19 protein-coding genes are annotated in these 17,047 nt (G+C 56.8%); 4 read left to right on the top strand and 15 right to left on the bottom strand.

Going from position 1 to position 17,047, the window contains the following annotated elements:
* The first annotated feature begins 131 nt into the window (after nucleotides 1-131).
* Nucleotides 132-1,346 (top strand): MFS transporter, encoded by a 1,215-nt coding sequence (locus PUP35_RS08115; RefSeq protein ID WP_127730384.1) that lies wholly within the window; start codon nucleotides 132-134, stop codon nucleotides 1,344-1,346.
* A gap of 74 nt (nucleotides 1,347-1,420) precedes the next feature.
* Here PUP35_RS08115 and flgL read toward each other — a convergent pair whose 3' ends face one another.
* From flgL to flgB, 11 genes are all read right to left on the bottom strand, one after another.
* Nucleotides 1,421-2,374: a flagellar hook-associated protein FlgL gene (flgL, locus tag PUP35_RS08110; RefSeq protein ID WP_033145208.1), complete on the bottom strand. Its 954-nt coding sequence runs from the start codon at nucleotides 2,372-2,374 to the stop codon at nucleotides 1,421-1,423.
* A gap of 14 nt (nucleotides 2,375-2,388) precedes the next feature.
* Complete coding sequence (gene flgK / locus PUP35_RS08105) at nucleotides 2,389-4,029, bottom strand: flagellar hook-associated protein FlgK (protein ID WP_111965536.1); 1,641 nt, start codon at nucleotides 4,027-4,029, stop codon at nucleotides 2,389-2,391.
* A 75-nt stretch (nucleotides 4,030-4,104) separates the two neighbouring features.
* Complete coding sequence (flgJ, locus tag PUP35_RS08100; RefSeq protein ID WP_023311141.1) at nucleotides 4,105-5,058, bottom strand: flagellar assembly peptidoglycan hydrolase FlgJ; 954 nt, start codon at nucleotides 5,056-5,058, stop codon at nucleotides 4,105-4,107.
* Nucleotides 5,058-6,155, bottom strand: a complete 1,098-nt coding sequence (locus PUP35_RS08095) for a flagellar basal body P-ring protein FlgI (protein ID WP_029740346.1) — start codon at nucleotides 6,153-6,155, stop codon at nucleotides 5,058-5,060. Before PUP35_RS08095 ends, flgJ begins: the two co-directional genes overlap by 1 nt.
* Nucleotides 6,156-6,167: 12 nt before the next feature.
* Nucleotides 6,168-6,866 (bottom strand): flagellar basal body L-ring protein FlgH, encoded by a 699-nt coding sequence (gene flgH / locus PUP35_RS08090; protein ID WP_023311139.1) that lies wholly within the window; start codon nucleotides 6,864-6,866, stop codon nucleotides 6,168-6,170.
* A 57-nt stretch (nucleotides 6,867-6,923) separates the two neighbouring features.
* A complete protein-coding gene (gene flgG / locus PUP35_RS08085; protein WP_008500810.1) occupies nucleotides 6,924-7,706 on the bottom strand; it encodes a flagellar basal-body rod protein FlgG in 783 nt (260 codons plus the stop codon).
* Nucleotides 7,707-7,717: 11 nt separating this feature from the next.
* Nucleotides 7,718-8,473 (bottom strand): flagellar basal body rod protein FlgF, encoded by a 756-nt coding sequence (locus PUP35_RS08080; protein WP_033145205.1) that lies wholly within the window; start codon nucleotides 8,471-8,473, stop codon nucleotides 7,718-7,720.
* 20 nt (nucleotides 8,474-8,493) lie between these two features.
* Nucleotides 8,494-9,744: a flagellar hook protein FlgE gene (gene flgE, locus PUP35_RS08075; protein ID WP_111965534.1), complete on the bottom strand. Its 1,251-nt coding sequence runs from the start codon at nucleotides 9,742-9,744 to the stop codon at nucleotides 8,494-8,496.
* A 26-nt stretch (nucleotides 9,745-9,770) separates the two neighbouring features.
* A complete protein-coding gene (flgD, locus tag PUP35_RS08070; RefSeq protein ID WP_111965533.1) occupies nucleotides 9,771-10,481 on the bottom strand; it encodes a flagellar hook assembly protein FlgD in 711 nt (236 codons plus the stop codon).
* Nucleotides 10,482-10,492: 11 nt separating this feature from the next.
* Nucleotides 10,493-10,897 carry a flagellar basal body rod protein FlgC gene (gene flgC, locus PUP35_RS08065; protein ID WP_014069769.1) on the bottom strand — a complete coding sequence of 135 codons (405 nt, stop codon included), beginning with the start codon at nucleotides 10,895-10,897 and terminating at the stop codon, nucleotides 10,493-10,495.
* Between the two features lie 3 nt (nucleotides 10,898-10,900).
* On the bottom strand, nucleotides 10,901-11,317 hold the full coding sequence (gene flgB / locus PUP35_RS08060; protein ID WP_023311135.1) for a flagellar basal body rod protein FlgB: 417 nt from the start codon (nucleotides 11,315-11,317) through the stop codon (nucleotides 10,901-10,903).
* A 157-nt stretch (nucleotides 11,318-11,474) separates the two neighbouring features.
* On the opposite strand from flgB, the gene flgA reads away from it, so the two are divergent.
* From flgA to flgN, 3 genes are all read left to right on the top strand, one after another.
* A complete protein-coding gene (gene flgA / locus PUP35_RS08055) occupies nucleotides 11,475-12,134 on the top strand; it encodes a flagellar basal body P-ring formation chaperone FlgA (RefSeq protein WP_143344932.1) in 660 nt (219 codons plus the stop codon).
* A gap of 93 nt (nucleotides 12,135-12,227) precedes the next feature.
* Nucleotides 12,228-12,521 (top strand): flagellar biosynthesis anti-sigma factor FlgM, encoded by a 294-nt coding sequence (flgM, locus tag PUP35_RS08050; protein WP_023311133.1) that lies wholly within the window; start codon nucleotides 12,228-12,230, stop codon nucleotides 12,519-12,521.
* Nucleotides 12,522-12,525: 4 nt separating this feature from the next.
* Entirely contained in the window at nucleotides 12,526-12,951 is a 426-nt protein-coding gene (flgN, locus tag PUP35_RS08045) for a flagella biosynthesis chaperone FlgN (RefSeq protein WP_274242603.1), read from the top strand.
* Nucleotides 12,952-13,010: 59 nt separating this feature from the next.
* On the opposite strand, the gene murJ is transcribed toward flgN, so the two are convergent.
* From murJ to rimJ, 4 genes are all read right to left on the bottom strand, one after another.
* Nucleotides 13,011-14,546: a murein biosynthesis integral membrane protein MurJ gene (gene murJ, locus PUP35_RS08040; RefSeq protein WP_274242600.1), complete on the bottom strand. Its 1,536-nt coding sequence runs from the start codon at nucleotides 14,544-14,546 to the stop codon at nucleotides 13,011-13,013.
* 129 nt (nucleotides 14,547-14,675) lie between these two features.
* Nucleotides 14,676-15,599, bottom strand: coding sequence for a Gfo/Idh/MocA family protein (locus PUP35_RS08035; RefSeq protein WP_274242598.1), 924 nt, complete (start codon nucleotides 15,597-15,599; stop codon nucleotides 14,676-14,678).
* Between the two features lie 2 nt (nucleotides 15,600-15,601).
* Nucleotides 15,602-16,252 carry a YceH family protein gene (locus PUP35_RS08030; protein ID WP_274242596.1) on the bottom strand — a complete coding sequence of 217 codons (651 nt, stop codon included), beginning with the start codon at nucleotides 16,250-16,252 and terminating at the stop codon, nucleotides 15,602-15,604.
* 9 nt (nucleotides 16,253-16,261) lie between these two features.
* Nucleotides 16,262-16,846, bottom strand: coding sequence for a ribosomal protein S5-alanine N-acetyltransferase (gene rimJ / locus PUP35_RS08025; protein ID WP_008500822.1), 585 nt, complete (start codon nucleotides 16,844-16,846; stop codon nucleotides 16,262-16,264).
* Nucleotides 16,847-17,047 lie beyond the last annotated feature (201 nt).

Genomic DNA, 17,047 nt, shown 5'->3' with positions numbered 1-17,047 from the left:
CTATACGCTCAGCTCTTTTCATTGCTTTTTCATTTATACGTTCAACGTATAAGCGTTTTACCACCGTGCCCGCTACCGTCGCAAGGCGTACTGATAAAAAATAGCCTCACACGACGAATGAGGAACTTCTTATGAACACAACAACCGCCGCCCATGCCGTGAGCCGCTGGGTGATTTTAATGCTGGCGATCGGTGCAGGTTTCAGCGTGGCATCAATCTATTATGCTCAGCCTCTGCTGCCGCTGATGGGCGCAGACCTTCATCTGAGTATCGAAGGAATGGGCATGGTCCCGACGCTCACCCAGGCGGGATATGCCCTGGGGATCCTGTTCCTGCTTCCGCTCGGCGATCGCCACGACCGCAGGACGTTAATCCTGATAAAGAGTGCGGCGCTGGCGCTGTTTCTTCTCGGCTGTAGCCTGACCGGGCAGATCCACTCTCTGCTGCTGGCAAGCCTGCTCATCGGCATGGCCGCCACCATGGCACAGGATATCGTCCCTGCCGCGGCCATCCTTGCGCCGGAAGGTAAACAGGGGAAAACCGTGGGCACGGTAATGACCGGGCTGCTGATGGGTATCTTATTATCAAGAACCGTGAGCGGCGTGGTGGGTGAAGCGTTTGGCTGGCGCGTCATGTACCAGCTGGCGGCGGCGAGCATTGCGTTCATCGGCGTGATGATGTGGTTTGTACTTCCCCGTTTTGCCATTCACTCCACGCTGAGCTACCCCGCGCTGATGCGCTCAATGGAACACCTGTGGCGTCGCTATCCGGCGCTGCGCCGTGCGGCGCTGGCTCAGGGCTTTCTGTCGATTGCCTTTAGCGCCTTCTGGTCTACGCTTGCGGTCATGCTGCTTGAGCACTATAACCTGGGCAGTGCCGTAGCGGGTGGTTTTGGTATTGCAGGTGCCGCCGGTGCGTTAGCTGCCCCGCTGGCAGGGGGTCTGGCGGACAAACTGGGCGCAGGAAAAGTCACGCAGCTTGGTGCCGTTCTGGTGACCGTCTCATTTGCCCTGATGTTCCTGATGCCCGCGCTGGGCGTTCATGGACAGCTGATTCTGATCGCCATCTCTGCCGTCGGGTTCGACCTGGGCCTGCAGTCAAGCCTGGTCGCTCACCAGAACCTGGTATACAGCCTTGAACCGCAGGCTCGGGGTCGTCTCAACGCCCTGCTCTTTACGGTGGTCTTTATCGGGATGGCGCTGGGTTCCGCGTTAGGCAGCAATATCTACTCGCTGGCTGGCTGGACGGGTGTGGTCGCGCTGGCGACAGTCTGTGGCGTCATTGCACTGGCAATTCGTCTGATTGAAAGCGCGCGTGTCGCCTCCGCATCAGCAGAAGTTGCATAAAAAAATGCCCAATCCAGGCGGATTGGGCAGTAAAACATGCCCAGTTTCAAGACATGTTCCAAGAGGTCAAGATGTTATTTGTTCAGCTGGAACAGAGACATGCCCTGCATATCGCTAAACGCTTTATAAGACGCCTGCAAGGCCGCCTGCTGCATGGTGTAAGAGGAAATCGCTTCGTTCCAGTCGACATCAACCAGGTCGCTCATCTGCTTGGTCTGACCCAGCGCGCGGTCATCACCCAGCGTATCGAGTTTTTCCAGCTCGTTCATCTTGGTTCCCACATCCGCAACGACCGTCAGGACATTGTTCTGGGAGTTTTTGATGCCGATTTGCGCATTGGCAATCACCTGGCTTTGCGCCGTGGCAGCAGCCGGATCGTTTTCAATCGGCGTCTTCAGCGACGCAATCGCAGAATCCAGGATTTTGAACATGTTCGTCTGGCCATATCCACCGCCCGGCAGCTGTTCTGCATTACTGGTAATACTTTCGAAAATTTGCTGGCCGGTATGGCTAATGGTCATATTTCGCGCCGTATCAACCTGCTGCGTGATGGCCTCTGCGCCGCCGTTGTAATCCCCGGTCGCGGCATCAAACGGTGCGCTCTCGGTTTTGTATCCCGCAAAGATAAAGCGACCATTACCATCCGTCGTGTTGGCCAGGTTCATAAGCTGATCGCGGATCCCCTGAATATCGGTCGCCAGAGAAAGACGGTCGTCATCGCTTAACGTGCCGTTCGACGCATAAACGAGCTTCTCGCGCACGCTCGAGATCGCGGTGTTGACCTGGGTTAACACGTTATCTTCCAGCGAGACCTTCTGCGTTGCAAAGGTACGCGCGAGCGCAAACTGGCTGTTTTGCGACTGAGACTGTGACAGAACGATGGCCTGCGACGCGGCGATAGGATCGTCCGAAGGACGATTGACGCGCTTGCCGGTGGACATCTGCTCACCGTAGCTCAGCCATCTGCTCTGGGAATCGGTGATCCCACGCATGTTCTGCTCGTACATCATCTGGGTGCTAATACGCATTGTTCACCTCAACCTTAACGAATGTTGATAATTGCATCGAAGAGCGTACTGGCAGTCTGGAGAACCTGGGCGTTAGCCAGGTAATACTGCTGATAACGCTGCAAATTGCCATACTCTTCGTCGAGGTTTACCCCAGAGATGGTCTGCTGCTGCTTGATTAACTGCGTCTCCACGTTGGCTTTCGTCTGGCTGCTCACCTTCAGTGACGCCGTTGAGCTACCGACGGTACTGACGAGAGAGGCATACGCATCGTTGAAGGTTTTGTTTCCCCCCACCACTTTGCCGTTTTGCAGATCGAGCAGTTTTTGGCCGTTACGGTTATCACTCTCGCCGCCGTTCTGCACCGATGCCATCGCCAGCTTGGACTCGTCGCTGATCGCGAGTTCCATGTTCATGATGACGTTGGAAACAGGCTTCACGGTAAAGCTGTCTTTGGTGTTTGCCGTACCGCTCACGTTGACGTTAAGGCCATCAAACGACAGATTGCCGCTGGCATCCGGGCTCATCGTAAAGCTGGTTTTGTCTGAAGTACGGGTAACCGTCCAGTCAGTTCCGTTAAACTGCAGCTTATAGTCTGTCGCCTGGACCTGCTTGCTGTCCGCTACAGAAGCCGTAACAACCGCCGAACCGCCGTTCTTGCTGCTGGACAGGACCGCCGGAGAGCCGAAGTTGAACAGCTTACCGCCCGCATCACCGTTCGCATCAAAGCCGGCTTCATGCTGCGTGTTCATTGAATCTGCAAAGGCCAGCGCCATCTGGTTCAGGGTGTTACGAGCTTTATCAAGATCTTCCGTGCGGAAGGTCAGTAAACCGCCTAAAGAACCGGTGGTAATCATCTTTTCCGGGATCTCGACATTACCCGCTACGTCGTCGACATAGGCCACGGTGGTACGAGCCGGATCTGCACTCGACTTCACGGCAGCCAGCTGGTTGGCTTTGCTGCCCTGAACCAGGCTGTAACCATTGCCGAAAGAGATGTTAAACGTACCGCTATCCTGAACAGACACTTCCACGCCGACGATTTTGTTCAGCTCATTGACGAGCTGATCGCGCTGGTCGAGCAGATCGTTAGGCGATGCGCCCGCTCCGACGCCGGTCAGACGAGAGATCTGATCGTTCAGGTTCGCAATCTGTTTGGCATAGTTGTTGATCTGAGACACGCTGGTCCCAATGGCGGTATTGACCTGCGTATCCTGATCGCGCAGATACTGATCGTTGGTTTTGAACTGATTGACCAGACCACCCGCTTTACCCAGCACCGTCTGACGTGCAGCCGGGTCTTCCGCGTTGCTCACCAGCGTTTGCAGGCTTTTGAAGAAATCCTGCAGGGTGGTGGAGAGCGAGTTGGTGGTATCAGAGAGCACATCGTCGATTTTTGACATCTGCTGATAGCGCGTCGTCAGACCGCTGCTCTGCGTCTGCGCGGCGCGCAGCTGGTTGGTGATGAAGGCGTCATACTCACGCTGGACACCGGAGACATACACCCCGTTACCCACCCAGCCACCGCCGGTCAGCGTGCTGTTAGATGCGCCCAGCACCGTGGTCTGGCGGGTGTAACCTGCCACGTTATAGCTTGAAATATTATTACTGACGGTATTGAGTGCCGACTGCGCAGCACTGAGGCCACTCATGGCGCTGTTAATCAAACTGGACATGGGGGTTCCTTTTATACGTTCAGACACGAGTCCTGATGAAGGTTATCGGCAACCTCCACCGGGACTTGAGAACTTTCAGAACAGATTTTCAATATCTGTGCTATAGGCTTTGCTGACCTTCTCGCCCATGGATTTCAGCTGCTGGATCATGCTGGTGAGCTTGCGTGCATAGTTCGGGTCAGTCGCGTAGCCCGCGTTTTGTAAGGCCTGAGCGCCCTGCTCCGCCGTCGCCGCCTGCGTAACGGCGGTATAACGCGGATTTCGGCTCAGCAGGCCAACGTAGTCGGACAATGCTTCCAGATAAGAGCTGTAGACGCGGAATTTTGCTTTGACCTTCACCGCCGCACCGTTCTCGTATTCGGTGGTCGTGATCTCCGTTGTTGGCCCCTTCCAGCTGGAGGTGGCCTTCACGCCGAAGATGTTGAAGCTCGGATCGCCGTTTTCCTTGCGGATCTGACGCTGGCCCCAGCCCGACTCCAGCGCGGCCTGCGCCAGAATCAGGTGATGCGGCACGCCGCTCTGTTCGCTGGCAAGACGCGCAGGCAGAGAAAGCTGCGCCAGGAAGTCTTTGCTGTCACCGGAGAGCGGCTCATCGCCGCTGCCCGTGGCTTTTGGCATCGCTTTACGCACCATTTGCGTCAGAGCCTGGTTCTGATAACTGGTCACCGTTTCCAGGTCGAACTTCATCGGCACCTGCTGCGTCTGTTCCTGAGGCTGAATGCCCTGCGCGGCTTCGGTCTGTTTCACAATCATGTCAGCCAGGCCGAGGCCTTTACCGGCGGTCATCTGCTGCGCAATCTGCTGGTCATACATGCTGGTGTAGAGACGCGTTGAATCACTGCTGAACATCCCGTCTTTCGGCAGGGTTTCACGCATGCTTTTCAGCATCATCTGTACAAACATCCCTTCCACCTGGCGGGCGACCGGGCGGATGTTCGCCGCCGGGTCTTTTCCTGCTTTGGTTTTCAGTTCGTTGAGCGACTGGGCATCCCAGGCTGCACTGGTCAACAGTTTGCTATCGGTCAGCATTAGATGATTTCCAGTTTGGCGCGCAGGCAGCCCGCGCTTTGCATGGATTGCAGAATGGACATCAGGTCCATCGGCGTTGCACCCAGGGCGTTCAGGGCTCGCACCACGCTGTTCAGGTTGGCACTGGAGCGAACGCTCTGCAGCGACCCGCCGCTCTGACGCATATCAATCTGCGTTTGCGGCGTCACCACCGTCTGACCGCCACCAAATGGCGTATTCGGCTGGCTCACGTTCGCGGAGCGGTTTACCGTTACGGAGAGGTTGCCCTGCGCTACGGCACAGCTGTCCAGCGACACTTCCCGGTTCATGACCACCGAGCCGGTACGGGAGTTGATGATCACCTTGGCATCCTGAACCGGAACGTTCACTTCCATATTCTGGATATCTGCCAGCATGCGCACCTGGTTGCTGCTGCCGGTAGAGGTACGGATCTGCACGGTGCGCGCATCGAGTGCCGTTGCATTACCGTAGCCGCGGCTGCGGTTGATGGTATCGGCAATTTGCTGCGCCATGGTGAAGTCTTCATTATTGAGCTGCAGGTTGATGGTGTTGCCCGCGCCAAACTGGGTCGGCAGTTCACGCTCAATGATCGCCCCGTTGGTGATACGTCCACCGTTAAGCTGGTTCACCTGCACGCTGCTCCCGCCTGCGGAAGCGCCCGCACCGCCAACCAGAATGTTCCCCTGCGCCAGTGCATAGACCTGGCTGTCGACGCCTTTCAGCGGGGTCATCAGCAGCGTACCGCCGCGCAGGCTTTTGGCATTACCCATTGAGGAGACCACCACGTCAATGGTTTGCCCCTGACGAGCAAACGCCGGGTAGGACGCGGTGACCATTACCGCGGCCACGTTTTTCAGCTGCATGTTAGTTCCCGCCGGCACGGTAATGCCTAGCTGGGAAAGCATGTTGTTCAGACTTTGGGTAGTGAACGGCGTCTGGGTGGTCTGGTCACCGGTACCATCCAGACCAACCACCAGGCCATAGCCAATCAGGGAGTTTTCACGTACGCCCTGAACGCTGGTGAGGTCGCGAATACGGTCAGCCTGGGCAAATGTTGCCACCAGCGCGAGCGCCACGGCGAAGATCGATTTAAACATGGGTCACCTCGCTTACATTGGCGATAAATTAAGGAAGAAGCGCTGCAGCCAACCCATATTTTGCGCTTCATTGATATAGCCGTTCCCGACGTACTCAATGCGCGCATCCGCCACCTGGGTAGATGGAACGGTGTTGGTGCCGCTGATGGTGCGAGGGTTAACCACGCCCGAGAAGCGAATGAATTCAGTGCCCTGGTTGATGGCGATCTGTTTTTCACCCACAACGTGTAGGTTGCCGTTAACCAGTACCTGGTCAACCGTGACCGTCAGCGTGCCGCTGAAGGTGTTGCTGGCGTTGGCACCGCCTTTACCGTTAAAGGTGTTGCCGCCGGAGGCCTCAACATCCGCACGGGCATTGCCGAACAGGCCCTGCAGATAGCGTGGCACGGTATCGAAGCCAAAATTGGTTTTGCCATCGCGGCTGGCGTTCGCCGACGAGCTCTTGCTCGCGCTGACGTTTTCCTGCAGCACAATGGTCAATGTATCGCCGACGTTACGCGGGCGGCGATCTTCAAACAGCGGCTGATAGCCGTAATTAATCGGCTGCGCGGTCTGGAAAATGGAGCCGTTTACCACTGGCGCGGGGCCAGGAACGGGTTGGGCAGTCGTCGCACCCTGGACCAATGGTTTAGACGGGATCAAAGCACACCCGCTGAGGGTGACAGCCAGAACAGTCAGTATCGGATAACGAAACGCCGCGTTTTTTTGCATTGCCTTCATCTTCGAAAACAGGGAGCCGGCGCGGCGTTTACCGCACCGGGCTACACCTTAGAGTTGCGTCAGTTTCTGCAGCATCTGGTCGGTCGTCGACACTGCTTTACTGTTAATTTCATACGCGCGCTGGACCTGGATCATATTCACCAGCTCTTCCGCCACGTTCACGTTAGACGTTTCAACATAACCCTGGTACAGCAGACCCGCGCCGTTCAGGCCCGGGGTGCTCTCATTCGGCGTACCGGAGGATTGCGTTTCGGTGTAGAGGTTCTCACCAATGCTTTCCAGACCGGTATCGTTCATGAAGGTGGTCAGGTTGAGCTGCCCGACCTGAACCGGCGCGGCCTGTCCCTGCTGGGTCACGCTGACCACACCGTCACGTCCGATGGTGATGCTCAGGGCGTTCGCCGGGATGGTAATCGCAGGCTGAACCTGGAAACCGCCCGCCGTCACCAGCTGGCCGTTCTGATCGACCTGGAACGAGCCGTCGCGGGTGTAGGCAGAGGTCCCGTCAGGCAGCTGCACCTGGAAGAAGCCCTGGCCTTTGATTGCCACGTCCTTGCTGTTGTTGGTCTGAGACAGGTTGCCCTGGCTGTGCAGACGTTCGGTGGCCACCGGACGAACACCGGTACCGATCTGCAGACCCGATGGCAGCGTCGTCTGTTCAGAAGACTGCGCGCCCGGCTGGCGGATGGTTTGATAAAGCAAATCTTCGAAAACGGCACGCTGACGCTTGAAACCATTGGTGCTCACGTTTGCCAGGTTGTTGGCAATCACGTCCATATTGGTTTGCTGGGCGTCCAGGCCAGTTTTCGCGATCCATAAGGAACTGATCATAAGGAGTCCTGTTAACTCATAGCCAGAAGTTGGTTAGCCTTGCCCGCGTTTTCATCCACGCTGCTGATGATCTTCATCTGCATTTCAAAACGGCGGGCGCTGGCGATCATGTCGGTCATGGCTTCGACCGGCTTGACGTTACTGCCTTCCAGAACGCCGGACATCACGCGGATGCTCGGATCGGCCTGTAACGTGGCGCCACGCGTCGCCTGAGCCGCCTGGGTCAGACGGAACATGCCATCGTCGCCACGCTGCACGTCTTTGGCTTCCGCCTTCACCAGCTTCAGACGTCCGACGGGCGCAACGGTGTTGGCCGGGTCGCCCGGGTTCAGCGCCGAAATGGTGCCGTCCGCAGCGATAGTGAGCTCAGAGCCTTCCGGCACGGTCAGCGGACCCGCTTCCCCCATCACCGGATGCCCCTGAATCGTCAGCTGGCCCGTCGCGCTCACCTGAATGTTGCCGTTACGGGTATAGCCTTCGCTGCCGTCCGCCGTTTGCACCGCCAGCCAGCCGTCCTGCTGCAAGGCAACGTCCAGCGGGCGTGAGGTGTAATCCATCTGCCCTGGCGTCATATCGGCGCCAGGGGTTGATGCTGTCACCAGCGTACGGGTCGGCAGGGAAAGCCCTTCTACCGGCACCGCGCGAAGCGCATTAAGCTGGGCGCGAAAGCCCGGCGTTGAGGCGTTTGCCAGGTTGCTGGCGGTAACGGCCTGCTGATTGAGCGTCTGACTTGCCGCGCCCATCGCGGTATATATTGCGTGATCCATTGCGCTTTCCTGTTAGCCGCTTAACGCAGGTTAACCAGCGTGTTGAGGATCTGGTCCTGGGTTTTGATGGTCTGCGCGTTCGACTGATAGTTACGCTGCGCGACGATCATGTTCACCAGTTCTTTACTCATATCCACGTTGGAGGCTTCCAGCGCGCCGTTGGTCAGCTTGCCGAAGTTACCGGTGCCTGCGGTGCCCAGCAGCGCCACGCCGGAAGACTGTGTGGCAGACCAGACGTTGTCGCCTTCAGACTTCAGGCCTTCGTTGTTGGCGAAGTTTGCCAGCACGATCTGACCCAGAACCTGAGACTGTTCGTTAGAGTAGCTTCCCACCACGGTGCCATCGTCGTTGATCTGGTAGCTCACCAGGTCGCCAGGCTTGTAGCCGTTCTGATTGGTTGCCACCACGCTGTTTGCACCGGTGTTCTGCTGCATGGAGTTCTGGAAACTCAGGGAGAAGGTCGCCGCCGTCGCACCGCTGACAGAACCCGTGGTGATGTTAATGGCCGGCGTGGCGTTTGGCGCTGCGCTCAGCACGCCCGCTGCGTCGTAGTTATACACACCCGCCAGGTTACCGTTCGCATCAAAGTTCATCTGCGCCGCTTTCGTCGCAGCAGAACCCGCAACGCTGCCGTCCTGAGTGTAAAGATCCCATTTATTGTTGGCCGTCTTAACGTAGTAGACGTACATGTTATGGGCGTTACCCTGGCTGTCGAATACGGTCACGGTACCTTTTTTGTTATAGGTATCCGGGTTGGTCGCATCGAAGGGGGCGGTTTGAACAGGATCGGTTGAGTTCAGGTTGATCTGCTGCGTGGCGGTGGTGGTTGATTTCGCCGCCATCAGGGTATTCGGGATAGTAATCGCCTGAGGATTCGCACCGGTCTGAACGGTTGGAGGCGTTCCTGCTGCCGGGTAGCCCGTCAGCTGCATGCCCTGCATGTTAACCAGCGTACGGTTTTCATCCAGTTTGAACTGGCCGTTACGGCTGTAGAACACAGAACCGTTAGAATCGACCATACGGAAGAACCCGTTCTGGCTGATGGCAACGTCCAGGCCACGGCCGGTGTTGGTGGTGGTGCCGTCGCTAAAGTCCTGAGTGATGCCTGCAACTTTTACGCCCAGACCCACTTTGGAACCGGCAAACATGTCTGCAAAAGAAGCAGAACCGGATTTAAAACCATAGGTCGCGGAGTTGGCGATGTTGTTGCCAATGACGTCCAGGTTGGTGGCCGCAGCATTCAGGCCGCTGACCGCTTGAGAAAAGGCCATGACTTACTCCTGATAAGTGTTAAGGCTTAGATAATCTGCCGAACTTCGTCGAGTGTGGTGGAACCAGAGGTTCCCAAATCCAGTTTGTTGCCGTCGCTTCCTTTAATCACGCCCTGGACCAGCGCGAACTGCAGCGGCTGCGCCACCAGCTGGGTCGTCCCGTTGCTGGCGCTGATCGCTACTTTGTAAGAACCGTTTGGTGCTTTAGTGCCGTCGGTCAGGCTGCCATCCCACGTAAAGGTGTGAACGCCCGCCTTCAGCTCACCGATATCAATGGTGCGCACGACCGTGCCGTTGCTGTCGGTGATGGTTGCGGTAACTTTCTCCGCCGCCTGCTGCAGCTCAACGCCAAACGGCGTGGTGGTCGTTGTGGTGTTCCCTTCAGTGGTGCTGGTGCCCGCCAGAATCGTGGTTCCAGGGATCATCACCCCGTGACCAATCAGGCTCGCTGCCTGCAGAGACTGGCTGCTGCCAATCTGGCCGGAAACGGCACCGAGGGTAGTGTTGAGCTTCTCAATGCCGCTCACGGTGCTGATCTGCGCAAGCTGCGTGGTCAGTTCGTTATTCTGCATTGGGTTGGTGGGATCCTGGTTCTTAAGCTGCGCCACCAGCAGCGTCAGAAAGCTGCCCTGAAGATCGGAGGCATTGCTTCCGGTCAGGGAGTTAGAACCCGTCGTACTCTTCGTGTTATTAACACCCGAGTTCGTAGGATCATTCACATTTACGGCGATGGACATGCATGTCTCCTTTACTGGCCGAGAGTGAGTGTTTTGAGCATCATGCTCTTCACGGTATTAAGCACTTCGACGTTGGCCTGGTAGCTACGGGAAGCCGACATGGAGTTCACCATCTCACCCACCACATCCACGTTTGGCATTTTCACGTATCCGCTGGCATCCGCGAGCGGGTTACCCGGCTCATACACCAGCTTGTCCGGCGCCTGGCTCTCTACCACATCAGACACCTTCACACCGCCCGTCGCCGCGCCTGGCGCCGCATCGACCTGAAAGACAACCTGTTTGGCACGATAAGGCTGGCCGTCAGGTCCGGTTACGCTGTCGGCGTTCGCCAGGTTACTGGCGGCCACGTTCAGGCGTTTGGACTGCGCGGTTAACGCCGAACCGGCAATATCAAAAATATTCAACAAGGCCATCTATCAGTTCCCCCCCTGCAGGACGTTCATCATGCCTTTGATTTGTCCGCCGAGTACGGTCAGGCCCGTCTGGTATTTCAGGCTGTTATCGGCAAACTGCGTACGCTCCCGGTCCATATCCACGGTGTTACCGTCGAGTGAGGGCTGATCGGGAATGCGGTAAAGTAAATCGGTCGCTGGCGCGGTCATCGCCTGAGCAGGAATATGGCGAGAGGATGTCATGGCGAGTGCAACACCCGTTCCTTCGGCACGTCCACGCTCCATCACCTTTTTGAGTTCACTGGAAAAATCAATATCGCGCGCCTGAAACCCTGGGGTATCGGCGTTAGCGATGTTGGCGGCTAAAATCTCCTGCCGCTGGGCGCGTAAGTTGAGCGCTTCCTGCTGAAAACGTAACGCGGCGTCGAGTTTATCGAGCATGTCTCCTCCGCTGATGGCAAAATTTCAGTTCACAGCTTAAATCTCACCCGGTCTCCCCTATCGACGGAATAAGCGCAAAATGCGTCGCTATTTATTGCGTTGATGCAAAACCACTGCAGGTAAAATTCATTCAACTCTGGAAACGGTGGAACTTGCGATGCAAACGTTAAAACGTGGCCTGGTGGCAGCTTTCTTGCTGTTTAGTCCTCTGGTGCAGGCTGATGGCTTACAGGATCGGCTGACGGCTTTTTTTGCTGAAAAACTGGCAGGCTTTAGCGATGACGTGACCGTTGCCGTGCGCACGCCACCGAATCTGTACCCGACGTGTGACCAGCCGTCCTTCAGCGTGGTAGGGTTCACAAAGCTCTGGGGGAATGTGAACGTGCTGGCACGCTGCGCCAACGAAAAACGCTATTTACAGGTTGCAGTTCAGGCGACGGGCAATTATGTTGTCGCCGCCGTGCCCATTGCGCGCGGCAGCGTGCTGCAGACGAACAGCGTGACGTTAAAACGCGGGCGTCTGGATCAGCTGCCGCCACGCACCATGCTCGATATGAACCAGGCACAGGACGCCGTCAGCCTGCGTGATGTCGCCCCCGGCCAGCCGATACAGCTCTCAATGCTGCGTCAGGCATGGCGGGTAAAAGCGGGTCAACAGGTGATGGTGGTGGCCAACGGAGATGGCTTTAGCATCAACAGTGAAGGGAAAGCGTTAAACAATGCCGCGGTGGCGCAAAACGCCCGCGTCAGAATGTCCTCAGGCCAGGTGGTGAGCGGAACCGTCGATGCTGATGGGAATATTCTGATTAACCTATAATCTTTTTAAAGATTTCGCTGCGCGTGCCGATAAATATTCCACTAATGATGATATCAGGCGCAAACGCCGCGAACCCTCGATGAGGACAACACTATGAGCATTGATCGTACATCAGCCCTGAAGCCGGTAAGCGCTGTACAACCTCGCGAAACGAATGACGCTCCTGCGCAGAAAACGCGTCTGGAAAAACCGTCAACGTCCAACAGCACCAGCGTTACCCTGAGCGACGCGCAGGCAAAACTGATGCAGCCAGGCAGCAACGATATCAATATGGAACGTGTTGAAGCGCTGAAAACGGCTATTCGTAACGGTGAGCTGAAAATGGACACCAGCAAAATCGCTGACGCCCTGATTCAGGAAGCACAGAGTTTCTTACAGAGTAACTAACCGTATGAGTCGACTGTCAGAAATACTGGATCAAATGACGGTTGTTCTTAACGACCTGAAAACGGTAATGGACGCTGAACAACAGCATCTCTCTTCCGGACACATCAACGGCAGTGCGCTGCAGCGTATTACTGAAGATAAGAGTTCACTCCTGGCGACGCTGGATTATCTGGAGCAGCAGCGCCGCGCTGAGCAGGATCCTAAGCGTAGCGCCAATGACGATATTATTGAGCGCTGGCAAACCATTACCGAAAAAACTCAGCATCTGCGCGATCTTAATCAGCACAACGGCTGGCTACTGGAAGGTCAGATTGAGCGTAACCAGCAGGCGCTTGAGGTATTGAAACCGTATAAAGAAACCGGACTGTACGGTGCGGATGGTCAGACAGCGACTGCGCGTATTGCGGGAGTTAAAAAGATTTCGATTTGACGCCTGAGCGACAAATCATGCAGCGGGGAGCACCATAAGGTGAACTCCCCTTTTGGCGTTTATGCCGTACGGCGGGCAAACTCTTTCACTTTGAACCCCAGCACCGCGAGCGTGGCAAAATAAGCCACCACCCCAACGCCTACCACGGCCATCAGCCGCATCAGACGGTAAGGCATGGTGCCCAGGGACCATTCCGGCATCACGTACATCATGCCAAGCAGCGCGGCAGACATCACCAGTACCGCAACGATCAGACGCACCAGGAAACTCCCCCAGCCCGGCTGCGGCGTGAAAATATCCTGCTTGCGCAGCTGCCAGTATAACAGCCCGGCATTCAGACAGGCCGCCAGACCAATCGATAATGACAGGCCCGCATGCTTCAGCGGCCCAATAAACGCCAGGTTCATCAGCTGCGTCATAATCAGCGTCACGATAGCAATTTTCACCGGCGTTTTGATGTCCTGACGCGAGTAGAACCCTGGCGCCAGCACCTTGACGACGATCAGCCCCATCAATCCGACCGAGTAGGCAATCAGCGCGCGCTGGGTCATGGCAGCATCAAAAGCGGTGAATTTTCCGTACTGGAAGAGCGACACCGTTAACGGTTTAGCCAGAATACCCAGCGCCACCGCGCTTGGCAGGGCCAGCAGGAAACAGAGACGTAATCCCCAGTCCATCAGGCGGCAATATTCATCATGGTTGCCGCTGGCAAAACTTTTCGACAGCGACGGCAGCAGAATGGTCCCCAGCGCCACGCCCAGCACCCCGGACGGAAATTCCATGAGGCGGTCGGCGTAGTACATCCAGGAAACCGAACCGGACACGAGGAAAGAGGCAAAGATGGTGTTGATGATAAGCGAGATCTGGCTGACTGAGACGCCGAGAATGGCGGGCCCCATCTGCTTGATCACGCGCATCGCCCCGGCATCGTTGAGATTGATGCGCGGCAGCACCAGCATGCCGATTTTTTTCAGATGCGGCAGCTGATACGCCAGCTGCAGCACGCCGCCGACGGTGACCGCCCAGGCCAGCGCCAGCACCGGCGGGTTGAAGTGCGGCGCGGCGAACAGGGCAAAACCGATCATGCTGACGTTAAGAAACGTCGGCGCAAACGCCGGTACAGAGAAGCGGTTCCAGGTATTCAGGATCGCCCCCACCAGCGAAGCCAGCGAGATGAGCAGAATATAGGGGAAAGTAATGCGCAAAAGCTGCGAGGTCAGGGCAAATTTGTCAGCCGTATCGGCAAACCCGGGTGCGGTCACCATAATTACCCAGGGCGCGGCCAGCATCCCGAGTACGGTCACCACAGCTAAAGCCAGCGTCAGCAACCCGGAGACATAAGAAACAAAGACGCGCGTCGCGTCTTCACCCTGCTTGCTTTTATATTCCGCCAGAATGGGCACGAATGCCTGGGAAAACGCCCCTTCAGCAAAAATACGACGCAGCAGGTTCGGCAATTTGAAGGCGACGAAAAAGGCGTCCGTGGCCATCCCTGCACCAAATACCCTTGCCACAATGGCGTCGCGTGCAAAACCCAGCACGCGGGAAAACATGGTCATCGAGCTGACGGCCGCCAGCGATTTTAATAAGTTCATTAACGTGAATTTCCAGAACCATACGGATTTCCAGGACGGGCAAGCGTAAGCGCCACCCGGCAAAGCCTACAAGCGGCGCTTAGTCTACCCGGATTTCAACGAATTACTATCCGCAGATGTTACAGCGAGTTATTCACTCATGGCATCGCGCCAGAGCCTTTCTACAATGCGCTGCGCCATAATGGCCTGCTCGCCGGACGTTTCAGGAACCGTCTGATTATGCACGCAGGTGATAAAGTGGCGGGCGCATCCTGCGAAACCGCGCTGCTCGAGGGTGCTCTGCCAGCCTGGCGCCGGGAGCGTCACCACGCCGCTGCCCTTCTCTTCCCGCCACTCGCGCATGTCCGTAATGTCGTACAGCGCGCCGTCGGTCACCGCCTGCACGGATTCACGCTGGCTACCCGCCCGGCGGTGCATGCTGGTGGTAATCTGAAGATGCTCAACGGAAAAGTGGTGTTCAGCGTAGACCATTTGCCCCTGATCGTTTGTCACGAGGGTGCCGCTTTTCAGCTGCGCATTACCGTTGGTCAGCCACAGCGCCGTATCCACCACATGCAGGTAATCATCCAGAAGGGTAAACCGCAGATCGTTTGGCCCAATGCTGTCGGTACGGTGTTTATCCATTCGCAGCGAGGCAAGCGTGCCCGACTGCGCCTTAAGCTGCTGGTAAAGCGGCGCGAAGCGCCGGTTGAAGCCCACCATCAGCGTCAGTTTTTTGCGCGCCGCCAGTTCGATCAGACGTTCCGCGTCCGGAACATTTTCCGCCAGCGGTTTATCCACGCAGACGTGAACCCCCGCATTGAGCAGCTCGCTCACCACCTGATAGTGAGTTGCCGTTGAGGTATGCACAAAAACCGCATCACACTCGCGGGCCAGATCCTGCAGGGAGGCAGCGTACGGAATGCGCCAGGTTTCGCAGATACGTTCTGCCTTTTCTCGCGTGGGTGACCATGCCCCTTGCAGGCTCCAGTCCGTCGCCGCACCTAAAACAGGCAGCCAGGCTTTTTGCGCAATGCCGCCCAGCCCCACCACGCCTACGCGTAATTTTTTCACCGTCAGTCTCCCAGATGTGCCAGCAAGGCATCCAGACGCTGTTTCAGCCCGGCGACCTCTTCTTCCAGCGCTTCTACGCGCGCGGCAAGAGTGTCTGTGCCTGCTGAGGATACCGCGTCGCTCTCCACGGTAGCGACATCGACGTCGCCGCTGAACAGATGCATATAGCGGCTTTCACGTTTGCCCGGCTCGCGCCCCAGACGCACCACGTACGGGCCGTCTTCACGAGAAGCCAGCCCTTCGAGGGTCTGCTCAACTTCCTGCATATCGCTGAACTCATGCATACGGGAAGCGCGCGTGCGCAGTTCTCCCGGCGTCTGCGCCCCGCGCAGCAGCAGCGTGGTGATGACCGCCACTTCCGCGCTGCTCAACTTCAGGTCACCGAATTCGGAGTTACAAAAGCGCTGTTCGTACTTGGTCACGCGGTTGCCGAAGCCGCTTACGGTGCGCAGATAGTGGCGTTTTACCAGCGCATCCAGCACGTCCTGAACGTCATGCTCGCTGAGGTTCATCACCGGCTCGCGGTTGGTTTTCTGGTTGCAGGCCATAGTCACGGCGTTGACGGAGAGCGGATACTGCTCCGGCGTGGTGACCTGTTTTTCGAGTAAGCACCCAATCACGCGCACTTCTGTACCGTTTAGCTGATACTTCATCTTTTCTCCTTAACGACCTGCGGTCCAGTCCCGGGTGGTTAACGCCGTCAGAACGTGGTCGCGCCACTCTCCGTCAATCAGCAGATAGTCTTTGGCGTAACCCTCTTTCTCGAACCCTAAACGCGCCAGCAAATTGCCGCTGCGCTGATTATGCGGCATATAGTTCGCCATGATGCGATGGATATGCTGCGTGCGTTGCATATAGCGGATCGCCACCGTTAACGCCTCGTACATCAGCCCCTGCCCCTGCCATTTCTGGCCGATGGAGTATCCAAGGTAGCAGGCGTGAAACGACCCGCGCACCACGTTTGAAAAATTGGCGATCCCGATAATCTCTTTCTCTTCGGGATCCAGCAGCGCGAAATAAAACGCGCTGCCCTGCTTGTGAAATTCCGTAATCATGCTGAGGCGCGCCTGCCAGCCGGAAGGGTAACAATGGCTCTCATCCCGAACGGGTTCCCAGGGTTTTAAAAACTGGCGATTCTCGGCGTAATAATCCGCCAGACGCCAGGCATCACGCTCATGCACCAGACGAACGACCAGCCTGTCCGTTGTCAGACGCACTTTTGGCACATTACTGCGATAGCCAAACATCGATCCCACTCCTTCCCGTCACTTCTGCTTACCCATTAGCTTTACTATACCTGCGCCTGCGCCGTCTGTGAAAACAGTGACATACCATTTTGCTCGCTTTTCACTATTTTCGATGAGAACTCTCTATCAAAGCAGCCTTTTGATAAAAAAATATTGTCACGCCCGGGGGTGGGAAAAAACGCGGCGACACCGCAGAATGTT

Source organism: Enterobacter sp. S-33 (genome assembly GCF_028735835.1).
Taxonomy (GTDB): Bacteria; Pseudomonadota; Gammaproteobacteria; order Enterobacterales; family Enterobacteriaceae; genus Enterobacter; species Enterobacter vonholyi.
The sequence above is the reverse complement of the archived record's forward strand: the minus strand, read 5'-3'. Positions and strand labels throughout refer to the sequence as shown.

Excerpts from the sequence above, each read along its gene's own strand:
- flgK (WP_111965536.1), bottom strand. The coding sequence starts at position 4,029 with ATGTCCAGTTTGATTAACAGCGCCATGAGTGGCCTCAGTGCTGCGCAG.
- flgA (WP_143344932.1), top strand. The coding sequence starts at position 11,475 with ATGCAAACGTTAAAACGTGGCCTGGTGGCAGCTTTCTTGCTGTTTAGT.
- flgE (WP_111965534.1), bottom strand. The coding sequence starts at position 9,744 with ATGGCCTTTTCTCAAGCGGTCAGCGGCCTGAATGCTGCGGCCACCAAC.
- flgJ (WP_023311141.1), bottom strand. The coding sequence starts at position 5,058 with ATGCTGACCGATAGCAAACTGTTGACCAGTGCAGCCTGGGATGCCCAG.
- PUP35_RS08030 (WP_274242596.1), bottom strand. The coding sequence starts at position 16,252 with ATGAAGTATCAGCTAAACGGTACAGAAGTGCGCGTGATTGGGTGCTTA.
- flgB (WP_023311135.1), bottom strand. The coding sequence starts at position 11,317 with ATGCTCGATAAACTCGACGCCGCGTTACGTTTTCAGCAGGAAGCGCTC.
- flgD (WP_111965533.1), bottom strand. The coding sequence starts at position 10,481 with ATGTCCATCGCCGTAAATGTGAATGATCCTACGAACTCGGGTGTTAAT.
- flgL (WP_033145208.1), bottom strand. The coding sequence starts at position 2,374 with ATGCGTATTAGCACCCAGATGATGTACGAGCAGAACATGCGTGGGATC.
- PUP35_RS08115 (WP_127730384.1), top strand. The coding sequence starts at position 132 with ATGAACACAACAACCGCCGCCCATGCCGTGAGCCGCTGGGTGATTTTA.
- rimJ (WP_008500822.1), bottom strand. The coding sequence starts at position 16,846 with ATGTTTGGCTATCGCAGTAATGTGCCAAAAGTGCGTCTGACAACGGAC.
- flgH (WP_023311139.1), bottom strand. The coding sequence starts at position 6,866 with ATGCAAAAAAACGCGGCGTTTCGTTATCCGATACTGACTGTTCTGGCT.
- flgM (WP_023311133.1), top strand. The coding sequence starts at position 12,228 with ATGAGCATTGATCGTACATCAGCCCTGAAGCCGGTAAGCGCTGTACAA.
- PUP35_RS08095 (WP_029740346.1), bottom strand. The coding sequence starts at position 6,155 with ATGTTTAAATCGATCTTCGCCGTGGCGCTCGCGCTGGTGGCAACATTT.
- flgG (WP_008500810.1), bottom strand. The coding sequence starts at position 7,706 with ATGATCAGTTCCTTATGGATCGCGAAAACTGGCCTGGACGCCCAGCAA.
- PUP35_RS08080 (WP_033145205.1), bottom strand. The coding sequence starts at position 8,473 with ATGGATCACGCAATATATACCGCGATGGGCGCGGCAAGTCAGACGCTC.
- murJ (WP_274242600.1), bottom strand. The coding sequence starts at position 14,546 with ATGAACTTATTAAAATCGCTGGCGGCCGTCAGCTCGATGACCATGTTT.
- flgN (WP_274242603.1), top strand. The coding sequence starts at position 12,526 with ATGAGTCGACTGTCAGAAATACTGGATCAAATGACGGTTGTTCTTAAC.
- flgC (WP_014069769.1), bottom strand. The coding sequence starts at position 10,897 with ATGGCCTTGTTGAATATTTTTGATATTGCCGGTTCGGCGTTAACCGCG.